Genomic DNA, 20,237 nt, shown 5'->3' with positions numbered 1-20,237 from the left:
TTTATTTTTATATATTTATTCTATAGCTTAAGGCATTTGAAAGAAAATGCCTAAACATCTATTTCAGCTTCTTCTCCTAAGATGTCTTTGTTTTTATCAAGAAGAGGTTTTATTTGCTGCTGGATAAAGTCAACTACCTGACCAGGTGCTCTGCCTATAAACTTCTTAGAATCCACTAGTGAAAGTATCTCTTCTTCACTCATCTTAAAGAAAGAATCTGCTATTATTCTTTCCAATAAGTCGTTCTTCTTTCCCTCAACTTTTACCATTTTAGCTGCTTCCATAGAATGAACTCTAATTCTCTCATGAAGTTCCTGTCTGTCTCCACCTTTTTTAACAGCTTCCATTATTATGTTTTCTGTAGCCATAAAAGGGAGTTCAGAAGCTACATGAGATTCAATTACCTTAGGATACACTACCATATTTTCCGATACATTCATATATAAGTTTAGTACTCCATCAAGAGCTAGAAAGGCTTCTGGTATAGATATTCTCTTATTTGCTGAATCATCAAGAGTTCTTTCAAACCATTGGGTTGAAGCCGTTATAGCAGGATTTAAAGCTGTTACTATTATATATCTTGCAAGAGAACCTATTCTCTCACATCTCATAGGATTTCGCTTGTACGCCATAGCAGAAGATCCTATTTGATTTTTTTCAAAAGGTTCTTCCATCTCTTTCATATTCTGTAATATTCTTAAATCATTGCTGAACTTATATGCACTTTGAGCAATTTCTGATAGGGTATTTAATATTATGGAATCAAGTTTTCTAGTATAGGTCTGGCCTGTAACCATAAACTCCTTTTCAAATCCCATTTTCTTAGTTACCATTGTATCTAATCTTTTTACTTTTTCTTCATCTCCATTAAAAAGTTCCATAAAGCTAGCTTGAGTTCCGGTAGTTCCCTTTACACCTCTAAATCTCATATTTTGTATGACAAATTCTATATTTTCAATATCTAAATAAAGGTCTTGAAGCCATAAAGTTGCCCTTTTTCCTACAGTAGTAAGCTGTGCAGGTTGAAGATGAGTAAATCCCAAAGTTGGCATATCTTTATATTTCAAAGCAAACTTAGTAAGATAGCTTATTACATTTATAACTTTTCTCTTTATTATATGAAGGGCTTCTCTCATTATTATAAGGTCGGTATTATCCCCCACATAACAGCTAGTTGCACCTAAATGTATTATTCCCTTAGCTTTAGGGCATTGTAGTCCATACGCATATACATGGCTCATTACATCATGTCTTACTTCCTTTTCTCTTTTTTTTGCATCTTCATAATTTATATTTTCCATATTAGCTTTCAGTTCATCTATTTGCTCAGAAGTTATATTAAGTCCAAGCTCCTTTTCACACTCTGCAAGAGCTACCCAGAGTTTTCTCCAAGTTTTAAATTTCTTTTCATCAGAAAATATATAGCTCATCTCTTTAGATGCATATCTTGTGTTTAAAGGAGTTGTGTATGTGTCTCTCATTTTAAAAATACCTCCGTACGTATGTAATATAATTGTTTTTATTATTCATATTATAACATATATTTTTGCTATATTACACGTTTATATTCACTAAAATAATATATTGAACAAATTTTATCCAATAAATAGGGTGTACAAACTGTTCTATTTTATTATATAGCTAATATACTTTAATTAAGAACTAATAAAAAAAGAAAGAGGTGAACTTTATTGGGTTTGGGAATATTTACCCACCTAGTAAGCAAAATATGTATAAACTTAGTATCATAGATAAAGTTTCTTTAATTTTAGTAGTTATCGGCGCAATAAACTGGGGACTAATAGGTTTATTAGATTTTAACATAGTGGAGGTTTTATTTGGTGACCCTGTTAATTTAATTGGAAGAATACTATATATACTTATAGGAACTGCAGGAATAGATATGATTATACTATTTTTTAAAGCCAAAAAAGGCTATCAATAAATATAAGACCTATACTTTTATATAGGTCTTATATTTATTATCTTACTCTTCTAATGAATTTATTAATTTAATAATCTCTTCTACTGCTAGTGATTCATCATTACCTGATGCGCTAATCTTGACTGTAGAATCTTTTGTTACGCCTAATGAAAGAACTCCAATTAAACTCTTTATGTTAGCTTTTTTTCCATCAAATTCTATGGATAAATCTGATTTAAATGAAGAAGCTTTTTTTACTAATAGAGTTGCAGGTCTTGCATGTAATCCTGTGGAACTTTTAACTATAACTTCTTTAGAAATCATCTATTTCACCTCTATGCTTTAATATTATATACCACAATGTGACAAATCTTTCTCTACTTATTATACCATTTTTTGTTTACGTTTCAATACAATTTTTTTGTTCTATGACAAAAACTGCCACAGGCTATTTTAATTGAGATATAAACTTAGCTATTCTATCCATTCCATTTTGTATGTTTTCCATGGACGTAGCATAGGACAACCTTATGTATCCATCTAGTCCAAAACCAAGACCTGGAATTACTGCTACTTTTTCTTTCTCCAATAATTTCTGCGAAAATTCTAAAGAATTATTTATTACTACACCATCTATAGTTTTTCCAAAAAGCTTTGATATATTTAACATTACATAAAAAGCACCTTCTGGATTCAAGCAAGAAACATTTTTCATTTTATCTATCTTACTTACCATACAATCTCTTCTATTTTTGAATTCACTTACCATACTTTTAATCTGAGTATCTTTTCCATTTAAAGCAGCCACAGCTGCATATTGTGCTATAGAATTAGGGTTTCCAGTAGTATGGCTCTGTATATTTGACATTACCTTAATTATATCTTTATTTGCTGCAGCATAGCCTATTCTCCATCCTGTCATGGCATATGTTTTTGAAACTCCATTTATAACTATTGTTCTGTCGTAAGCGTCTTCTGACAAACTTGCTATACTTATGTGTCCATTAGTACCATATATTAATTTTTCATATATTTCATCAGATAAAATGAGCAAATCCTTTTCCTTTGCAAAATTAGCTATTACTTCAAGTTCTTCTTTTGAATAAATAGTTCCTGTTGGATTATTAGGACTATTTAATAAAATCATTTTAGTATTTTTAGTATATGCTTTTTCTAAAGTTTCTAAAGTATATTTAAATCCGTCTTTTTCTTTTGTATCTGCAAATACAGGCACACCATCTGCAAGTTTAACTAGTTCAGGATAGCTTACCCAATATGGTGTAGGTATTATAACCTCATCTCCAGGGTTCAATGCAGCCAAAAATGTATTTGAAAGGCACTGTTTTGCCCCTGTAGATATTATAATCTGATTTGTATTATAGCTTAGTCCATTATCTTTTTTAAATTTTTTAACAATAGCCTCTTTCAGCTCTGAAATACCAGACGCTGGAGTATATTTTGTGCACCCATTTTTCATAGACTCTATTGCAGCTTCCTGAATATTTTCTGGTGTATTAAAATCAGGTTCTCCTGCTCCAAAACCTATTACATCAATTCCCTCTGATTTCATTCTTTTGGCTTCAGCTGTTATAGCTAAAGTTATAGAGGGTTGAATTTTTTCAGCTTTTTTTGACAATATCATTTTCATTCCTCCATTACAATTTAATTTACAACATTCTTTATTTATAATAAGATAAGTCAGAGTTTTTTATTCTAACTTCTTGAAACAAGTATTACCCCAAACATTATAAAAGCTACTCCTAATATTCTTATAAAAGATATGTTTTCCTTAAACATAAAATAAGAAAACACCATAGTTATTATATATCCTAAACTAACCATAGGATAAGCATAACTTAATTCCACCTTGCTTAGGACTTTTATCCATATCAAAAAGCTTAATCCATAGGATACAATTCCTAGCATAACAGGTAAATTTTTTAATATGCTTAAAATACTTGGAATCAAATATTTTATAGTAAAATCTAAATTAAGATTTACTGCCCCATACTTTACAAGTACCTGTCCAATGGCTCCCAAAAAAACCGATATTAATATCAATACAATCATGCCCTTATCCCCTTAACTTTTAATAGTAAATGCAATAAGTATTTTAAAGAAAAATAACAGAAATAAACAGCTATAAATATTTCTGGGAAGGAATACCTTCCTTGTCCTTCTGTTACAAAATAAACAGAGGTAAACATAAAAAATACCATTATTAAATAAAGTTTAAACTTATCTAATTCATCACTTCTGCCGTTAAAGATACTATAAAGTGTTCTTAATGAATATATCAAAACATATATAATAGTAGATAAAAACACAATTACCCTTATAATATTATCAATTGTAAATAGAGTGTGAACATAACTCTTATTAACTCCACTGCCATAAGTACTATACATTACATCATCACTCCAAAAATATGTATTAAGCAATCTTTTAAATCCCAATTTTATAAAATCAACAGGATGGCTTTTTATCCATTTCTTCGCAGCAGCACTTAACATCTTATTTTGTTCTGTTCTATTTGCCTTTTTATATTCAGGTTTATTTACAATAGAATCTTCCACATCTGCTGCAGGCATCCATCTTCCCAAATGATTTTGTGAGTTATTATTTATATAAAGTACTATTCCACCATTATTAGATACAAAAGTACGCTGTCCCATTAATTTTGTATTTCTATATATCCAGGGAGAAATAACAATTATACTCATTATAAGAACAATAAGAGAATTTTTCAAAGCCCAAATCAACTTTTTATGCTTTATTACATCTACTAAAAATATAGCAAAGAAAAATACTATAAAAAAAGGCTTCACTATTGTATTAAGTCCTGTAAGTATTCCTATAAAAAAATACTTGAGTTTCAAATCACTAAAATAAAGACAAGTGGCTGCAAGCATTATACTTGTAAAAATAAGTTCTGTACCTAAAATGCTGTTAAAAAGTATGTTATTAGGGAACAGCACAAATAATCCAAATATTATTTTCCTATCTATCTCCTTTAAGTTCACCTTAGATAAGATAAACTTAAAACACAAATAATTTATAAAAGTAATACACAAATTAAATACTTTAGCCGTTAGTACACTAGCTCCAAATAGCTTAAATATTCCTCCTAAAACTATAGGATATCCTACAGAGGTGTATGTATCTCCCCAAGGAAGACCTCTTGATATTTCCTTTGCTAAATTGTAATAGTAATCAAAATCTGAAAATGGCTTGGCATTCACAAAAATTACCCACAGTATGGATAAAACCATACCTAAAGCCATCATAATATAATAATATCCATTGTTATTATTATAGGTATTATTTCTTGATTGGTAGTAATTGTATTCAAAAACATTATATTTCATTTAAAACTGGTTTCCCTTCTATAATTTAAAGTATATTATAACTATAACAACTATAATCCATATTAATATATCCACAAGAAAAGGTATGTCCTTTTGAAATACATCCTCTGGTTTTCCACCTATGTTCTCCTTATCCATTAGATATTCGTATCTAAGTATGCCATACAACACAAAGGGTATGGTAAACATCATAGTTCTACTTTGTGTGGAACTAAAAGTATACAGGCAATAAGCCATAAGTACAGATGGATTTACTATAGTTAACATTTTATCGATATTCTTAATTGAGTATTTTTCTAATATCTTTCTAGACGAACTTCTCTTGTCCTTCAAAGTTACAATCTCACTTTTTCTTTTGTTTAAACCTAAAAACAGTGCTAGAAGTATGGTACATAAAAACAACCAAGGTGAAACCTGAACCCCTGTAGCTATACTTCCACTTTCAACTCTTAATACAAATCCAAAAGCAATAGTCATAACATCTATTATAACTAAATTTTTAAGTTTAAAGGAATAGAATATATTCACTATAATATACAACAAAAAAATAAGTAAAATTTCTATATTTAGGAATATGTAACTAAGGCATATTACTAAAATAAGTAATACTATATCTAATGTAATAGCTCTATTTTTAGATACACGTCCACTTGCAATAGGTCTGTTCTTCTTATCAGGATGGCACTTGTCCTTCTCAACATCTACAATATCATTTAATACATAAATAGTAGAAGATGTCATACAAAATAAAATAAAAGTTAATATATTATTCTCTAATATACTGGTGTGTAAAAAATTTCCTGAAAAAATAATTGCAGCGAAAACAAAAAAATTTTTACTCCACTGTTTAGGTCTCATTAGTTCAATTATTGCTCCCATAACTTTCCTCCCCAGCTGTATATATGTTAAAGTTGAATTATGCGTCTTTTTACATTTTAACATAGTCTATGTTATAGTCAATATGTCATTTTAACCGTATTATAATAAAGGACTTGAGATAAATCACAAGTCCTTTGATAAAAATTAATTTTTATGTTATCTTGGCTGTATTATTAATTTAATTGCAGTCCTCTCTTCCCCATCTATTTCAATGTCCGTAAATGCCGGAATACATATTAAATCGATTCCACTAGGTGCTACAAACCCTCTAGCAATAGCTACAGCTTTAACAGCTTGATTTAACGCTCCTGCTCCTATAGCTTGTATCTCTGCTGCTCCTCTTTCCCTTAAAACTCCTGCTAATGCTCCTGCCACCGAATTTGGACTTGATTTTGTTGAAACTTTTAATACTTCCATAATTAAACCTCCTATATATTATAATAACTCTTTACATTAACTTTAATTATTACTACTACATATATATAGTATTCTACAAAAAATCAAAAATTCCTTTTAGGTTATAAAACCTAAAAGGAATATTTTTCTATGTTATAACAATACTATTTATTATTTTGCATATTCAATTGCACGAGTCTCTCTAATGACATTTACTTTAATCTGACCAGGATACTCTAGCTCTTCTTCAATTTTCTTTACTATGTTCCTTGCCATTTCAATAGCACCTGCATCATCAATATTTTCTGGTTTAACCATTATTCTAAGTTCTCTTCCCGCTTGAATGGCATATGACTTTTCTACACCTTCACATGTATTTGCTATTTCTTCAAGTTTTTCTAGACGCTTAATATAAGCTTCCAGTGTTTCTCTTCTAGCACCAGGCCTTGCAGCAGAAATAGCATCCGCCGCTTGAACGAGTACAGCTTCTAAGGATTGAAATTCTACATCTCCATGATGAGCTGCAATAGCATTTACAATTATTGGTGATTCTCTGTATTTTTTAGCAACCTCTGAACCTATAACGGCATGAGGACCTTCAACTTCATGATCCACTGCTTTACCTATATCATGAAGCAATCCTGCTCTTTTAGCTATAGTTGGATCTATGCCAATTTCTGATGCCATAAGTCCAGCCAAATAGGCAACTTCCACAGAGTGTTTTAAAACATTTTGACCATAGCTGGTTCTATACTTTAATCTTCCTAATAATTTTACTAATTCCATATGAAGGCCGTGCACGCCAGTTTCAAAAGTGGCCTGTTCTCCTTCTTCTTTAACATTATTTTCAACTTCTTTTTCAGCTTTTTGAACCATTTCTTCGATTCTTGCTGGGTGTATTCTTCCATCAATTATAAGTTTCTCCAGTGCTATTCTTGCAACCTCTCTCCTTATAGGATCAAAGCCCGACAATATTACAGCTTCAGGTGTATCATCTATTATAAGATCTACACCAGTTAACGTTTCAAGAGTCCTTATATTTCTACCCTCTCTACCTATTATCCTTCCCTTCATTTCGTCATTAGGTAAAGGTACAACATGTACTGTAGTCTCTGCTACATGATCAGCAGCACATCTCTGGATAGCACAAGTTATAATTTCTCTTGCTTTTTTATCAGCTTCTTCTTTAGCTTTTGCTTCAATTTCTTTAATCATCATCGCAGATTCATGTTTTATTTCCTTATTAACTTGTTCTAGTAAAATATTCTTAGCTTCTTCAGAACTTAGTCCTGATAACTTTTCTAGCTTTTCTCTTTGTTTCTTATATAATTCCTCTACACTTATCTGTAATTTATCTATGTCCTGCTGTTTTTTATCTAGGCCACTATCTCTCTTTTCAAGAGCATCACTTTTCTTATCTAATAACTCTTCTCTCTGGATTAACCTTCTTTCAAGTCTTTGATTTTCATTTCTTCTATCTCTAGACTCTTTATCAAAATCATTTCTTAATTTATGAATTTCCTCTTTAGCTTCTAGTATAGCCTCTTTTTTTTGAGTTTCAGCTTGTTTTTTTGCCTCTTCCTTCAATCTATTAGACTCTTCTAAAGCCTGTGATTTTATAACAACTGCTTTCTTTTTGATCATATTGAATTGAACTATCAAGGCAGCTGCTACTAGTATACCAGCAATAACCTCATATATTATTATGGAATTCACATGAACACCTCCTTTGCTCTTATTATGTAAATCTATAATTCAGTTAAATATGCAAGCATAGAAAAGGTGCCATATTTATTCAATTGGTAATTCCTAAATACATGATAAACCAGAATTTGTCTTAATTTTATATTATATTTTAATTATTGTCAAGTTATATGCATTTTATTCTCTTAAACAAAATTTGGAACTTATTTTTACTTATAAAAGGGAGTAAATTACTCCCTTTTATAAGCTATTTATCAGAATGTTTTAAATTATCTTTTTTTGAATCAGTTTTACTATTAACATTGTTTTTATCTTTGCCTTCAAGAGAATTCTTTTTTAAAGAAGGTAATTTATATTTTTCCCTTATCTTGCTTTCTATCTCAACTAATATATCATTATTTTCTTTCAAAAATTGTTTTGCATTTTCCCTGCCTTGTCCAAGCCGCGTTTCTTTATAGGAAAACCATGCACCACTTTTCTGTACCAATTCTTCTCTAACCCCTACATCCAACACATTTCCTTCTCTTGAAATACCCTGATTGTACATTATATCAAACTCTGCCTGTTTAAAAGGTGGAGCTACTTTATTTTTAATAACCTTTACTCTTGTTCTATTACCTACTATGGTATCTCCTTGCTTTATAGAATCTATTCTTCTTACATCCATTCTAACTGAAGAATAAAACTTTAAAGCTCTTCCGCCAGGCGTAACCTCTGGATTACCGAACATAACTCCTACTTTTTCTCTTAATTGATTTATAAATACTGTTACACACTTTGATTTATTTATAGAAGATGTAAGTTTTCTAAGAGCTTGAGACATAAGCCTAGCTTGAAGTCCCACATGTGAGTCTCCCATTTCTCCTTCTATTTCAGCCTTTGGCACAAGTGCTGCTACTGAATCCACTACCAAAACATCTATAGCATTGGATCTCACAAGTGCTTCTGTTATCTCCATAGCCTGCTCTCCAGTATCTGGTTGGGATACAATAAGATTATTTATATCTACTCCTAGATTTTGGGCATATGAAGGATCTAATGCATGCTCTGCATCTATAAAAGCTGCAGCACCTCCATTTTTCTGAGCTTCTGCAATTATATGAAGTGCCACCGTAGTTTTACCTGAAGATTCAGGGCCAAATATTTCTATTACCCTTCCTCTTGGAACACCACCTATACCTAATGCTATATCTAAGTCAAGGCAACCTGTTGAAATGGCATCCACATTTAATACACTGTGTTCTCCTAGTTTCATTATGGCACCTTTCCCAAATTGTTTTTCTATTTGTCCCATAGCTGATTCTATAGCCTGCAATTTTTCATTACTTAAATTTGCCAAGAAGTTCACTTCCTCTCTAATACGAACGCATGTTCTATATAAATTATATACTATTCACACTATACAGTCAACAGTTTTTTTCATAATTCTGTATTTAGCTTTAATTATAAACACTTAAAAACATTTTAATCAATATGATTTAATTATCTGTCTGTCCTTATAACTTCTTTATTTTTTAGAAAGTAATCTATACCTGAAATTAAAGTCATTATTATAGCTATACCCATAGCAATATCTGTAACTAAATTTAAAACTTTGTGAGGACGGCTTAAAAATCCTCTAAGTAAACTTAATGATACATGATTATAAGTTAAATTTAAAAGAGCAAGAATTATAGCAATTATTTGTGTTGCAGTTTTAGCTTTTCCCCAAGGACTTGCAGCTATTACCATTCCTTCTGCTGCCGCAATTGTTCTCAGTCCTGTAACTGCAAATTCTCTAGCTACTATTATTACCGCAACCCAAGATGGTATTATATGATACTCTACAAGACATATAAGTGCAGTAGTAACCAAAAGCTTATCCGCTAGGGGATCCATAAATTTCCCAAAATTTGTTATTTGGTTTCTACTTCTAGCTATATACCCATCTAATTTATCTGTAATAGATGCTAATATAAAAATAGCTATTGCAATAAGTTTACCATAGGGCATATTCTTTACCGTTATAAATATTAAAAAAAACGGAATCAATATCATTCTAAGCATCGTAAGCTTGTTTGCTAGATTCATTTCATACAACTCCTACCAAATCATATTCAAGGCTATGAGTAATTTTCACATTAACCATAGTACCTATTTTTAAAGTTTTTTTACACTTTATATATATAACTCCGTCTATATCTGGAGCCATTTCATAACTTCTTCCATACCACAGTTCTCCCTTTTTTCCCTCTACAATTACTTTGTAAGTTCTCCCAACTTTACTTTTATTTATAGAACTCATTACCTTCTTTTGAAGTACCATAAGTTCTCCTTCCCTTGCAGATTTAATATCCTCAGGAACCTGATCTTTCATTTCTGCAGCTGCAGTTCCTTCCTCTCTGGAATACTTAAATACACCTAAGTTATCAAATTTCATAGTGCTTACAAAGTCCTTTAGTTCTTCAAAATTTTCTTCTGTCTCTCCAGGAAAGCCAACTATTATTGTAGTCCTAATTGCAATACCCTTTGCTCTAACTCTAAGCTTATGTATATTTTCTATTATGTCTAATTTTCTTCCTCTTCTTCCCATAAGCTTCAGTATAGAATCACTTATATGTTGAATAGGTATATCTATATACTTACATACCTTCTCATTTACTGAAATTTCATTTATAATTTCATCCGTTAATTCCTCAGGATAGCAATATAAAAGCCTTATCCACTCTATTCCATTAATTTTAGATATTTTTTGAATTAGTTCAGGAAGCATTTTTTTACCATATATGTCTATTCCATATCTTGTAGTGTCCTGTGCAATAAGTATTATTTCCTTAACACCTTGATTAGCTAAATCATTACATTCATTTATTATGTTTTCAATGGTTCTACTTCTATACTTTCCCCTAATTTTAGGAATTATACAATAGGTACAATGATTGTCACATCCTTCTGCAATTCTCAAATAAGCAGTGTGTGTTGACGTAGTAAGTATTCTTTTTCCTTCATTTATATTAGAATCACTGTAATCACAATTATAAATCCTACTGTTGTTAGTTTCAATACATTTCTTTATAGTTTCATTTAACTTATCATAATCATTCACTCCAAGCATTATATCTACTTCAGGCAATAACTGCATAAGTTCCTTACCATACCTCTGAGCCAGGCATCCTGTTACCACAATTAATTTGCAATTAAATTTTTCTTTATACTGTGACATTTCAAGTATTGTATCTATGGATTCCTGCTTAGCTGATTCTATAAATCCACATGTATTTATAATTATTACATCTGCTAATTTAGGATCATTAACTAAACTGTATTCTTGATTTAAATTACTTAACATTATTTCAGAATCCAATCTATTTTTATCACAGCCTAAACTTATTAGTCCAACTCTTAGTTTATCCACCAAACTTCCTCCTACTTAGTTATTTTTAATCTTAGGTAAAATACTACCATCGCATTAATTTACGTATTTTCATAATGATTTCTGTCAATTAAAATTTGTCTTGGCTTTGTTCCATCCTTTTTTGATATTATTTCTCTGTCTTCCATTTCTTCTATTATTCTAGCCGCTCTATTATATCCTATTCTAAGCCTTCTTTGAAGTAAAGATGTAGATGCTTGTCCTGCATCTACTACAATTCTAATTGCCTCATCTAAAAGTTCATCGCTATCACTACTAGTTTTCACTACATTTGTATCTATTTGCTCAATTATTTTATCCTCATAATTAGGTCCACCTTGTTCATCTTTTATATAATTTACTACTTTTTCAACTTCACCTTCGGATATAAAGGCTCCCTGTATTCTTATAGGTTTTGCTTCACCTACAGGATAAAATAGCATATCTCCCTTTCCAAGTAATTTCTCAGCTCCAGCACTATCCAGTATAGTTCTAGAATCAATTTGACTGGATACTGCAAAAGATATTCTTGAAGGTATATTTGCCTTAATTACTCCAGTAATTACATCTACAGAAGGTCTCTGGGTAGCTATAACCAAATGCATTCCAGCTGCCCTTGCCATTTGAGCAAGACGTCCTATATAATCTTCAATTTCATTTGGACATACCATCATTAAATCAGAAAGTTCATCAATTATTATAACTACAAAAGGTAGCTTACTATCTGTTTTTCCTTCTTGAAACAATTGATTATATCCCTCTATATTTCTTACATTATTTTCTGCAAAGAGCTTATATCTCCTCGTCATTTCTTGTACAGCCCAATTTAATGCACCTGATGCCTTTTTAGGGTCTACAACTACGGGTATAAGAAGATGTGGTATACCATTATATACATTTAATTCTACCACTTTAGGATCTACCATCAAAAGTTTAACATCATCAGGAGAATACTTATAGATCAAGCTTATTATAAGAGCATTTATGCACACACTTTTACCTGACCCCGTTGCACCTGCAATAAGCATATGTGGCATTTTAGTGAGATCTGATACTATACAATTTCCTCCTATATCCTTTCCAAGACAGTAAGCTAGTTTACACTTTGAATTTATAAATTCCTCTGATTCTACAACTTCCCTTAAATAAACTGGTGTCAAATCCTTATTTGGCACTTCTATACCTATGGCAGATTTTCCTGGTATGGGAGCTTCTATTCTCACTCCTGAAGCTGCAAGCCCAAGGGCTATGTCATCTGATAAATTTACAATTTTACTTACCTTAACTCCAGGACTTGGCTGAAGTTCAAATCTAGTTACAGATGGTCCCTTGCTTACTTGAAGCACCTTTGCATCTACGCCAAAATTTCCAAGAGTTTCTTCTAGTTTATTGGCACTACTTATTAATTCCTTTTTATCATGCTTATTTAACTTTGACTGTACATTTTGTCTCAATAAATCCACTGAAGGAAAATTATATACTGAAACTAAGTTTTTTTCACTTTCTGTCATATTTTTTTCAAGCTCTTCATTTATTAATTCACAATTTTTTTTGTAAGTGTCATTTTCAAGTTCAGCAGGATACGTTAAATTTTCACTGTTTTCCTTAGGCTTTTCTGATCTATAATTATCCTTTATATCTGATGATTTCATAAAATCTAATATCTTTATTCTATTGTTTATATTTTTAATGAAATCATCTTTGTTTACTTCTTCATTTTCAATTTTACCTTGATTTAAAATTTTGTCTTCTATTTTAGTGTCATTGTTTGTATTTTTTTCAAGGAAAAAAGCTTTCATATTATGTAATACATCGTATATAGTAACCTTACTCATTATTATAAAAGATATTATATAAATTGATATAAATATAACATAGCAGCCTGTTTTTCCAAACAATTTAAAAAGTGGAACATCTATTAGAAAACTTATTATTCCTCCATGAAATACAGTATTTGATTCATATAATCGTTCCATACCTGAAATCAAACTGTCTTCTACATAATAGTCAGACATAACTATTAGTTGTATGAATAGCAATGTATTTATAATAAAGAGTAAAATTCCATAAAATTTTTTGTTGAAATTTATTTTATTTTTCTTTACTATACAGCAGCATCCTATAAATATTATTAAAAATGGTAATATATAAGATCCTATTCCGAATACTGCTATTAAGATTTTTTTTATAAACCTACCGATGATACCAGAGGAAGACGGTGAAAATACACTTATTATCATAAGCACGCCTACTGTAAATAGCACTATGCCTTTTATTTCTTTGTCAAGTACATGAGTTTCTTTTTTTCTGCTTTTAGCCATATCTATATCGCCTCCAGTAAATTACAGACACACTTTAATTTAAAAATAGACATTTCTAAATTAAATATTCTACATAGCTTTTCTTTTTCCTTTAATGTTTTTAATAGATAAGACTTTAAATATTTATATTAAAATATAAATTACCATAGGATAAATCCTATGGCTAATTTAATAAAAGTAAATTTATTTTGCCATCATTTCATTTAGTTTGTTAATAGCCTGACTTATTCCACCTACTTCATCAATTAATCCCTGCTCCACTGCCTGTTTTCCAATCAATATAGTACCCATATCATTTAGAAGTTCATCTGTCTGAAGCATCAACTCAGTTAACTTTTCTCCAGTTATTTTAGATGTTCGAACTATAAATTCATTTATTCTCTCCTGCATTTTATTGAAATATTCAAAAGTCTGAGGTACTCCAATAACCATACCATTCATTCTTATTGGATGTATAATCATAGTTGCACTAGGAGATATAAAGGAATAATCAGAGGCTGTAGCAAGTGGCACACCTATAGAATGCCCCCCTCCTACCACAAGAGATACCGTCGGTTTGCTTAAGCTTCTTATCATCTCTGCTATAGCAAGACCTGCTTCTACATCTCCTCCTACGGTATTTAAAACTACAAGCAACCCTTCTACCCTTTTATCATTTTCAATTTCTATTAAATTTGGTATCACATGTTCATATTTAGTAGTTTTAGTTTCAGATGAAAGATTTACATGACCTTCTATTTGGCCTATTATTGGAAGTATTTGTATGTTGTCTCTTCCTTCAGCTACATTTACGGACCCTAGTTCTTTAATATTTTCCAATTTTCTATTCTTAGTTTCATCTTCTGGCATTTTAATCTCCTCCTTGAACAAGTTTAGCTTATGCATTTTAGGAAATTCATATACCTTTGTGAGTGAAGCTCATAAGTTGATCTTTTATATTAAAATCATATTTATTTTAATGAACTCTTTTTAAAGATTTCTCTTCTACATCTATTATAATAGTCTTAGCCCCTATTTTTTTTACATATTCCCAGGGTACTTCTATAAATTCACTTTTACCAAAAATTGAAAATTTTGATTTACTTTCACTTAAAATAAGTATTTTTAAGTTTCCAGAAGAATCCACTATTATGTCATTATTTCCCAAGCAATTGTATTTATTTCCATCATTTACATTTATAATTTCATATCTTTCCATTTCACTATAAAACTTTATATTTTCATCCATACTACATCCCCCTATTCAATGGTATATTAAATATTATGAGGGATATTTTATCTTTATTACCAACTAATTTTTTAATAATTAAATGCTTTACAATAAATTGTGTTCTGATTTTGGAAATAAATCTGTATCTTTCTCTAATAAGTTTTCCATAAGATCTATATCTACTTTTTCTCCTACAAAAGCAGAATTTACTATTCCCTTACAAAAAGTATTTTTCATAACTCTTTTAATAGTATCTTGATCTATTTTATTTATTTTGTCTATTATATCCGAGGGAGTACTCACCTTATTTAAAAACAAGACTGATTTCCCATTACTAAACATTTTACTACTCATACTCTCAAGTCCTAGTACGTAATTTCCTTTTAATTGTTCCTTTGCTTTTTTCAATCTGTTAGACTCTATGCCTTCTTTTACGAATTTTTGAAGTTCATCCTTTATTCTGCATATCACATCATAAGAATACTTCACATTTAATCCAGTATAAATATTAACTACTCCTATGTTATTAAAGGAAGCTGGATAAGAATAAATTGAATAACAAATTCCCATTTCCTCTCTTATTTTTTGAAATAGTATGGAAGAAGTTCCTCCCCCATACACATTATTTAAAAGCAAAAGTGCATAAATATCATCATTGCCACTTTCAACTCCAGGTACACCAAGACTTATGTGTAACTGTTCTATACTTTTTCTTTTAAAAAGATGATTTTTTAAAAATTGGGGGCTAGAATAATTTATTAAGCTCTTTCCATTGGAATTCCACTTTCCAAAATACTTTTCCATCAATTTTTCAACTGTATTCATGTCAATTTTGCCTGCTATAGACACTACAGAATTTTCAGGTATATAATGAGACCTTATATATTCTATCAGTTCTTCTCTTGTAAAAGATTTTACAGTATCAGCATTTCCCAGTATTGGTAATGATATCGAATCATCTCCCCACATAGCTTTGCTATGGAGATCCGACAGTACATCTTCTGGAGAATCATCATTCATATTTATCTCTTCAATTATAACTCCCTTTTCCTTTTCTATGTCTTCAGTGGAAAATTTGCTGTTAAATAGCATATCAGATATAACATCTATTGCCAGTTCGAAATGTGAATCCAGTGCTTTTACATAAAAGCATGTAGCTTCTTTACCTGTAAAAGCATTTATCTGTCCTCCTACATCTTCTATGCATTCAGCTATTTCAAGAGATGTTCTATTTGATGTTCCTTTAAAAAACATATGTTCTATAAAGTGAGATATACCATTATTCTCTTCATTTTCATTTCTAGATCCATTTTTTACCCATAGACCTACACTTATAGAATTTACATAATCTATATTCTCTACAATTACCTTAAGTCCATTATCCAATTGAAACAGATTATACATTGGCTTTTACTGCCCTATAGTGATATTAAACCCACACACTATACTGCAAGAGTTTTCACCCCTTTCATCTTTAAAAAATAAAAAGGCATATAAGCCCTTCTATTTATTACTTATTTTGCTTTAAGTTATTTTCTTTAGTACTATTTTCCTTAGAGTTATTTTCTTCAGAATCCTTTATTGCATCTTTTCTGGATAGATTTATTCTACCCTGATTGTCTATATCAGTTACCTTTACTAATATCTTATCTCCTACTGAAACTACATCTTCTACCTTATTAACTCTGGTAAAATCTAATTTTGATATGTGTACTAATCCTTCTTTCCCTGGAAGTATTTCTACAAAAGCACCAAAATTAGTTGTTTTAGTTACTTTACCTAAGTATATTTCTCCTGCTTTTACCTCTCTAGTAAGGTTCTCTATAATCTTCAATGCTTTCTTAGCACTACTGCTGTCCTCTGACATTACAAATATTTTTCCGTCTTCCTTTATGTCTATCTTTACACCAGTTTCTGCTATTATCTTATTGATAACTTTTCCACCAGCTCCTATTACATCTCTTATTTTATCTGGAGATATGGACATCGTATATGTCTTTGGAGCATACTCTGATAATTCTTCTCTAGCTTCTGGAATACACTCATGAATTTTATCTAATATAAATAACCTAGCTGTCCTTGCCCTGTTAAGAGTTTCTCTTATACAGTTTTCAGATAATCCATGAATCTTTGTATCAAATTGAATGGCAGTAATGCCTTTTTCTGTTCCACCAACTTTAAAATCCATGTCTCCAAAGAAGTCCTCAATTCCTTGTATGTCAGTAACTATTTCTTCCTTAGACAAATCTTCACTAGTTATAAGTCCCATTGCTATTCCAGCTGCTGGTCTCTTTATAGGAACTCCTGCATCTAAAAGTGCTAGTGTACTTCCACATATACTTGCCTGGGAAGTAGATCCATTGGAACTCAATACCTCTGATACAAGTCTTATGGTATATGGAAATTGATCCTCACTTGGTATAAGTGGTTCTAAAGCTTTCTCAGCTAACGCACCGTGTCCTATTTCTCTTCTTCCAGGTCCCCTTAAAGGTCTAGTCTCACCTGTACTGTAAGATGGGAAATTATAATGATGTATATATCTCTTTGATTCTTCAGTGCCTACTCCATCAAGTATTTGTACATCACCTAAAGAACCAAGGGTGGCAACAGTCATTACCTGTGTCAAGCCTCTTGTAAACAATCCAGTTCCATGAGTTCTTGGAAGAATACCAACTTCACAACTTATTGGCCTTATTTCATCAAAAGCCCTTCCATCAACTCTCCTGTGTTCGTTTAACATCATATTTCTTACTATTTCTTTCTTAATCTTATATACTACCTCTGCTATATCTGATCCATTATCTGGATACTTCTCTGAAAATTGCTCATTTAATTCTTTATCCACATCTTCTAAAGCTGCATTTCTCTCGTCTCTATCCATTATGTACATGGCATCTTTTATTTTTTGAAATGCAAATTTTCTAACTTCTTCTTCTATGGATTCCTCTACTTTATAGAGTTCTGGTTCTTCCTTTTGTTTTCCATATTTATTCATAATCTCTTTTTGAAATGCAACTATCTTCTTACATTCTTCAAATCCAAACATTATAGCATCATACATGGTATCTTCTGGTATTTCATCTCCACCAGCCTCTACCATCATAACTCTCTCATCCGTAGCACATACTGTAAGATTTAAACTACTTTTACTTCTTTCCTCTAGACCAGGATTTATTACAAATTTACCATCTACAAGTCCTACAGATACTGCTCCTACTGGAGTGGTAAAAGGAATGCTTGACATACAAAGAGCCAGTGATGCGCCATTTATAGCTAATATATCTGGTGCATTATCTTGATCTACAGATACCACCGTACAAACGACCTGAACATCATTTCTATATCCTTTTGGGAACAATGGCCTAAGCGGTCTATCTATTGCCCTTGCGTGTAATATAGCCTTTTCAGAAGGCTTTCCTTCCCTCTTTATAAAACCTCCAGGTATTTTTCCAACAGAATACAACCTTTCCTCATATTCTATACTTAAAGGAAAAAAGTCCACTCCTTCTCTAGGTTTATCTGAAGCATTAGCATTGATTAAAACTACCGTATCACCATAACTTATAAAAAAAGCACAATTAGAAAGTCTTCCTATTTTACCATAATCAACTTTCAAAGTTCTTCCAGCAATAGTAGTTTGAATAATTTCACTCATAAAAAACATACCTCCTCTCAATAGGTTACAATTTTGTTAAAATAATAGAGCGGTTACAGCCGCTCTAAAGATTATTTTCTTAAATTCAATGCTTTAATAATAGCACGGTATCTTTCAATATCTTGCTTAATTAAATAGTTAAGAAGACCTCTTCTTTTACCAACCATCATTAAAAGACCTCTTCTTGAATGATGATCTTTCTTATGAATCTTTAAATGATCATTTAAATGATTAATTCTCTCAGTAAGTAATGCTATCTGAACTTCTGGTGAGCCTGTGTCTCCTTCATGTCTTGCATATTTCTTCATTATTTCTTCTTTTAATGCCTTTTCCATTTTGTTACACCTCCAATTGTTAATCCCCTATATTCCAAGAATGTCGTCGGCAATTCGGAATTCTTAGCATACGGATCACGACTGTAATTATAGCAAATAAAGTTGTTATTGTAAATTAATTTTTTAAATTAATTTCTATTCTTTTCTTACTTGCATACATCTTATCTTTTTTTAATTGATCTGCCAGTTCTGTTAAACTGCCAAATTTTGATTCATCCCTAATTCTCTCAATGAAATATATCTTTATATTCTTATCATACATGTTTTCATTAAAATTAAGTATATGCGTTTCAATGCTCAATTTGTTGTCACAGGTAGTCGGATTATAACCTACATTTGTTATACCTTTAAACAAATCATTATTACATTCAACTATAGTATAATATACACCACCTTTAGGTATAACAAATCTCTTGTCATAGTCAAGGTTTACGGTTGGAAATCCTAATTTTCTTCCTAGTTGTTTACCGTGTATTACCTCGCCCTGCAGCATAAAAGGTCTTGTCAAAAGTTTATTCGCTTTTTTTATATCTCCTTCATCGGATATAATAGTTCTTATTATTGAACTGCTAACTACCTGACCTTTATATTTTACTGAATCTATAACATTTAAAGAAAACTTATGTACCTTGCTCATTTTTTTGAGTAAACTTACATCTCCCAAGTTCTTATATCCAAATCTATAGTTAAAACCAACTATGAGTCCTTTAGCTCTATAATTGTTTAAAAGATGAATAACAAAATCCTCAGGACATATTTTCATAAATTCTTCATTAAAGTTCGCCATATTTATTATGTCTAAACCAGCATCTTTCAATACACTTATTTTGGATTCATTATTCATTAAAATTTTAGGAGATACCTCAGGGTTTATTGTAAAAAGTGGATGATTTTTAAAAGTAAACACCATGCTATTTGCCTTGTTATTTCTTGCGAGTTTAACAGTTTTATTTATAAGGTTTATATGTCCTAAATGAAGTCCGTCAAAACTTCCTAAAGCAATATATGTACTTTTCGTAAAATGCTTTTTAAAATTATCTTCCATTATTATCAT

Annotated in this window: 19 protein-coding genes; 1 reads left to right on the top strand and 18 read right to left on the bottom strand. The window is 30.8% G+C overall.

Going from position 1 to position 20,237, the window contains the following annotated elements:
- Window positions 1-50: 50 nt before the first annotated feature.
- A complete protein-coding gene (gene purB / locus DMR38_RS06765; RefSeq protein WP_127720569.1) occupies window positions 51-1,481 on the bottom strand; it encodes an adenylosuccinate lyase in 1,431 nt (476 codons plus the stop codon).
- A gap of 248 nt (window positions 1,482-1,729) precedes the next feature.
- Between purB and DMR38_RS06760 the strand changes: the two genes are divergently transcribed.
- A complete protein-coding gene (locus DMR38_RS06760; protein WP_127720568.1) occupies window positions 1,730-1,945 on the top strand; it encodes a DUF378 domain-containing protein in 216 nt (71 codons plus the stop codon).
- Between the two features lie 42 nt (window positions 1,946-1,987).
- Here the strand turns inward: DMR38_RS06760 and DMR38_RS06755 are convergent, their stop codons facing one another.
- The 17 genes from DMR38_RS06755 to DMR38_RS06675 form a co-directional block, all read right to left on the bottom strand.
- Complete coding sequence (locus DMR38_RS06755) at window positions 1,988-2,248, bottom strand: HPr family phosphocarrier protein (protein WP_127720567.1); 261 nt, start codon at window positions 2,246-2,248, stop codon at window positions 1,988-1,990.
- A gap of 124 nt (window positions 2,249-2,372) precedes the next feature.
- Window positions 2,373-3,566 carry a pyridoxal phosphate-dependent aminotransferase gene (locus DMR38_RS06750; RefSeq protein WP_127720566.1) on the bottom strand — a complete coding sequence of 398 codons (1,194 nt, stop codon included), beginning with the start codon at window positions 3,564-3,566 and terminating at the stop codon, window positions 2,373-2,375.
- A 71-nt stretch (window positions 3,567-3,637) separates the two neighbouring features.
- A complete protein-coding gene (locus tag DMR38_RS06745) occupies window positions 3,638-3,994 on the bottom strand; it encodes an SMR family transporter (protein WP_127720565.1) in 357 nt (118 codons plus the stop codon).
- A complete protein-coding gene (locus tag DMR38_RS06740) occupies window positions 3,991-5,292 on the bottom strand; it encodes a hypothetical protein (protein ID WP_127720564.1) in 1,302 nt (433 codons plus the stop codon). The genes DMR38_RS06745 and DMR38_RS06740 overlap by 4 nt, the downstream gene beginning before the upstream one ends.
- An 18-nt stretch (window positions 5,293-5,310) precedes the next feature.
- Window positions 5,311-6,186: a decaprenyl-phosphate phosphoribosyltransferase gene (locus DMR38_RS06735; protein ID WP_175413120.1), complete on the bottom strand. Its 876-nt coding sequence runs from the start codon at window positions 6,184-6,186 to the stop codon at window positions 5,311-5,313.
- Window positions 6,187-6,327: 141 nt separating this feature from the next.
- Window positions 6,328-6,588, bottom strand: coding sequence for a stage V sporulation protein S (locus DMR38_RS06730; protein ID WP_023163135.1), 261 nt, complete (start codon window positions 6,586-6,588; stop codon window positions 6,328-6,330).
- 150 nt (window positions 6,589-6,738) lie between these two features.
- Window positions 6,739-8,283 (bottom strand): ribonuclease Y, encoded by a 1,545-nt coding sequence (rny, locus tag DMR38_RS06725; RefSeq protein WP_127720562.1) that lies wholly within the window; start codon window positions 8,281-8,283, stop codon window positions 6,739-6,741.
- 235 nt (window positions 8,284-8,518) lie between these two features.
- Window positions 8,519-9,610, bottom strand: a complete 1,092-nt coding sequence (gene recA, locus DMR38_RS06720; RefSeq protein ID WP_127720561.1) for a recombinase RecA — start codon at window positions 9,608-9,610, stop codon at window positions 8,519-8,521.
- 143 nt (window positions 9,611-9,753) lie between these two features.
- Window positions 9,754-10,341 carry a CDP-diacylglycerol--glycerol-3-phosphate 3-phosphatidyltransferase gene (pgsA, locus tag DMR38_RS06715; RefSeq protein WP_127720560.1) on the bottom strand — a complete coding sequence of 196 codons (588 nt, stop codon included), beginning with the start codon at window positions 10,339-10,341 and terminating at the stop codon, window positions 9,754-9,756.
- A gap of 1 nt (window position 10,342) precedes the next feature.
- On the bottom strand, window positions 10,343-11,665 hold the full coding sequence (gene rimO, locus DMR38_RS06710; RefSeq protein ID WP_127720559.1) for a 30S ribosomal protein S12 methylthiotransferase RimO: 1,323 nt from the start codon (window positions 11,663-11,665) through the stop codon (window positions 10,343-10,345).
- Between the two features lie 59 nt (window positions 11,666-11,724).
- On the bottom strand, window positions 11,725-13,983 hold the full coding sequence (locus DMR38_RS06705; protein ID WP_127720558.1) for a DNA translocase FtsK: 2,259 nt from the start codon (window positions 13,981-13,983) through the stop codon (window positions 11,725-11,727).
- Between the two features lie 183 nt (window positions 13,984-14,166).
- A complete protein-coding gene (locus DMR38_RS06700; RefSeq protein ID WP_127720557.1) occupies window positions 14,167-14,832 on the bottom strand; it encodes an ATP-dependent Clp protease proteolytic subunit in 666 nt (221 codons plus the stop codon).
- Window positions 14,833-14,938: 106 nt separating this feature from the next.
- The gene (locus DMR38_RS06695) at window positions 14,939-15,211 is read right to left on the bottom strand and encodes a YlmC/YmxH family sporulation protein (RefSeq protein WP_065077422.1); all 273 of its coding nucleotides are present in this window, start codon (window positions 15,209-15,211) and stop codon (window positions 14,939-14,941) included.
- Between the two features lie 87 nt (window positions 15,212-15,298).
- The gene (locus DMR38_RS06690) at window positions 15,299-16,597 is read right to left on the bottom strand and encodes a pitrilysin family protein (RefSeq protein WP_127720556.1); all 1,299 of its coding nucleotides are present in this window, start codon (window positions 16,595-16,597) and stop codon (window positions 15,299-15,301) included.
- Between the two features lie 106 nt (window positions 16,598-16,703).
- Complete coding sequence (locus tag DMR38_RS06685) at window positions 16,704-18,848, bottom strand: polyribonucleotide nucleotidyltransferase (RefSeq protein ID WP_127720555.1); 2,145 nt, start codon at window positions 18,846-18,848, stop codon at window positions 16,704-16,706.
- A 71-nt stretch (window positions 18,849-18,919) separates the two neighbouring features.
- A complete protein-coding gene (gene rpsO / locus DMR38_RS06680; protein ID WP_013237985.1) occupies window positions 18,920-19,183 on the bottom strand; it encodes a 30S ribosomal protein S15 in 264 nt (87 codons plus the stop codon).
- A 115-nt stretch (window positions 19,184-19,298) separates the two neighbouring features.
- Window positions 19,299-20,237: a bifunctional riboflavin kinase/FAD synthetase gene (locus DMR38_RS06675; RefSeq protein WP_127720554.1), complete on the bottom strand. Its 939-nt coding sequence runs from the start codon at window positions 20,235-20,237 to the stop codon at window positions 19,299-19,301.

This window comes from Clostridium sp. AWRP (assembly GCF_004006395.2).
Classification (GTDB): domain Bacteria; phylum Bacillota; class Clostridia; order Clostridiales; family Clostridiaceae; genus Clostridium_B.
The sequence above is the reverse complement of the archived record's forward strand: the minus strand, read 5'-3'. Positions and strand labels throughout refer to the sequence as shown.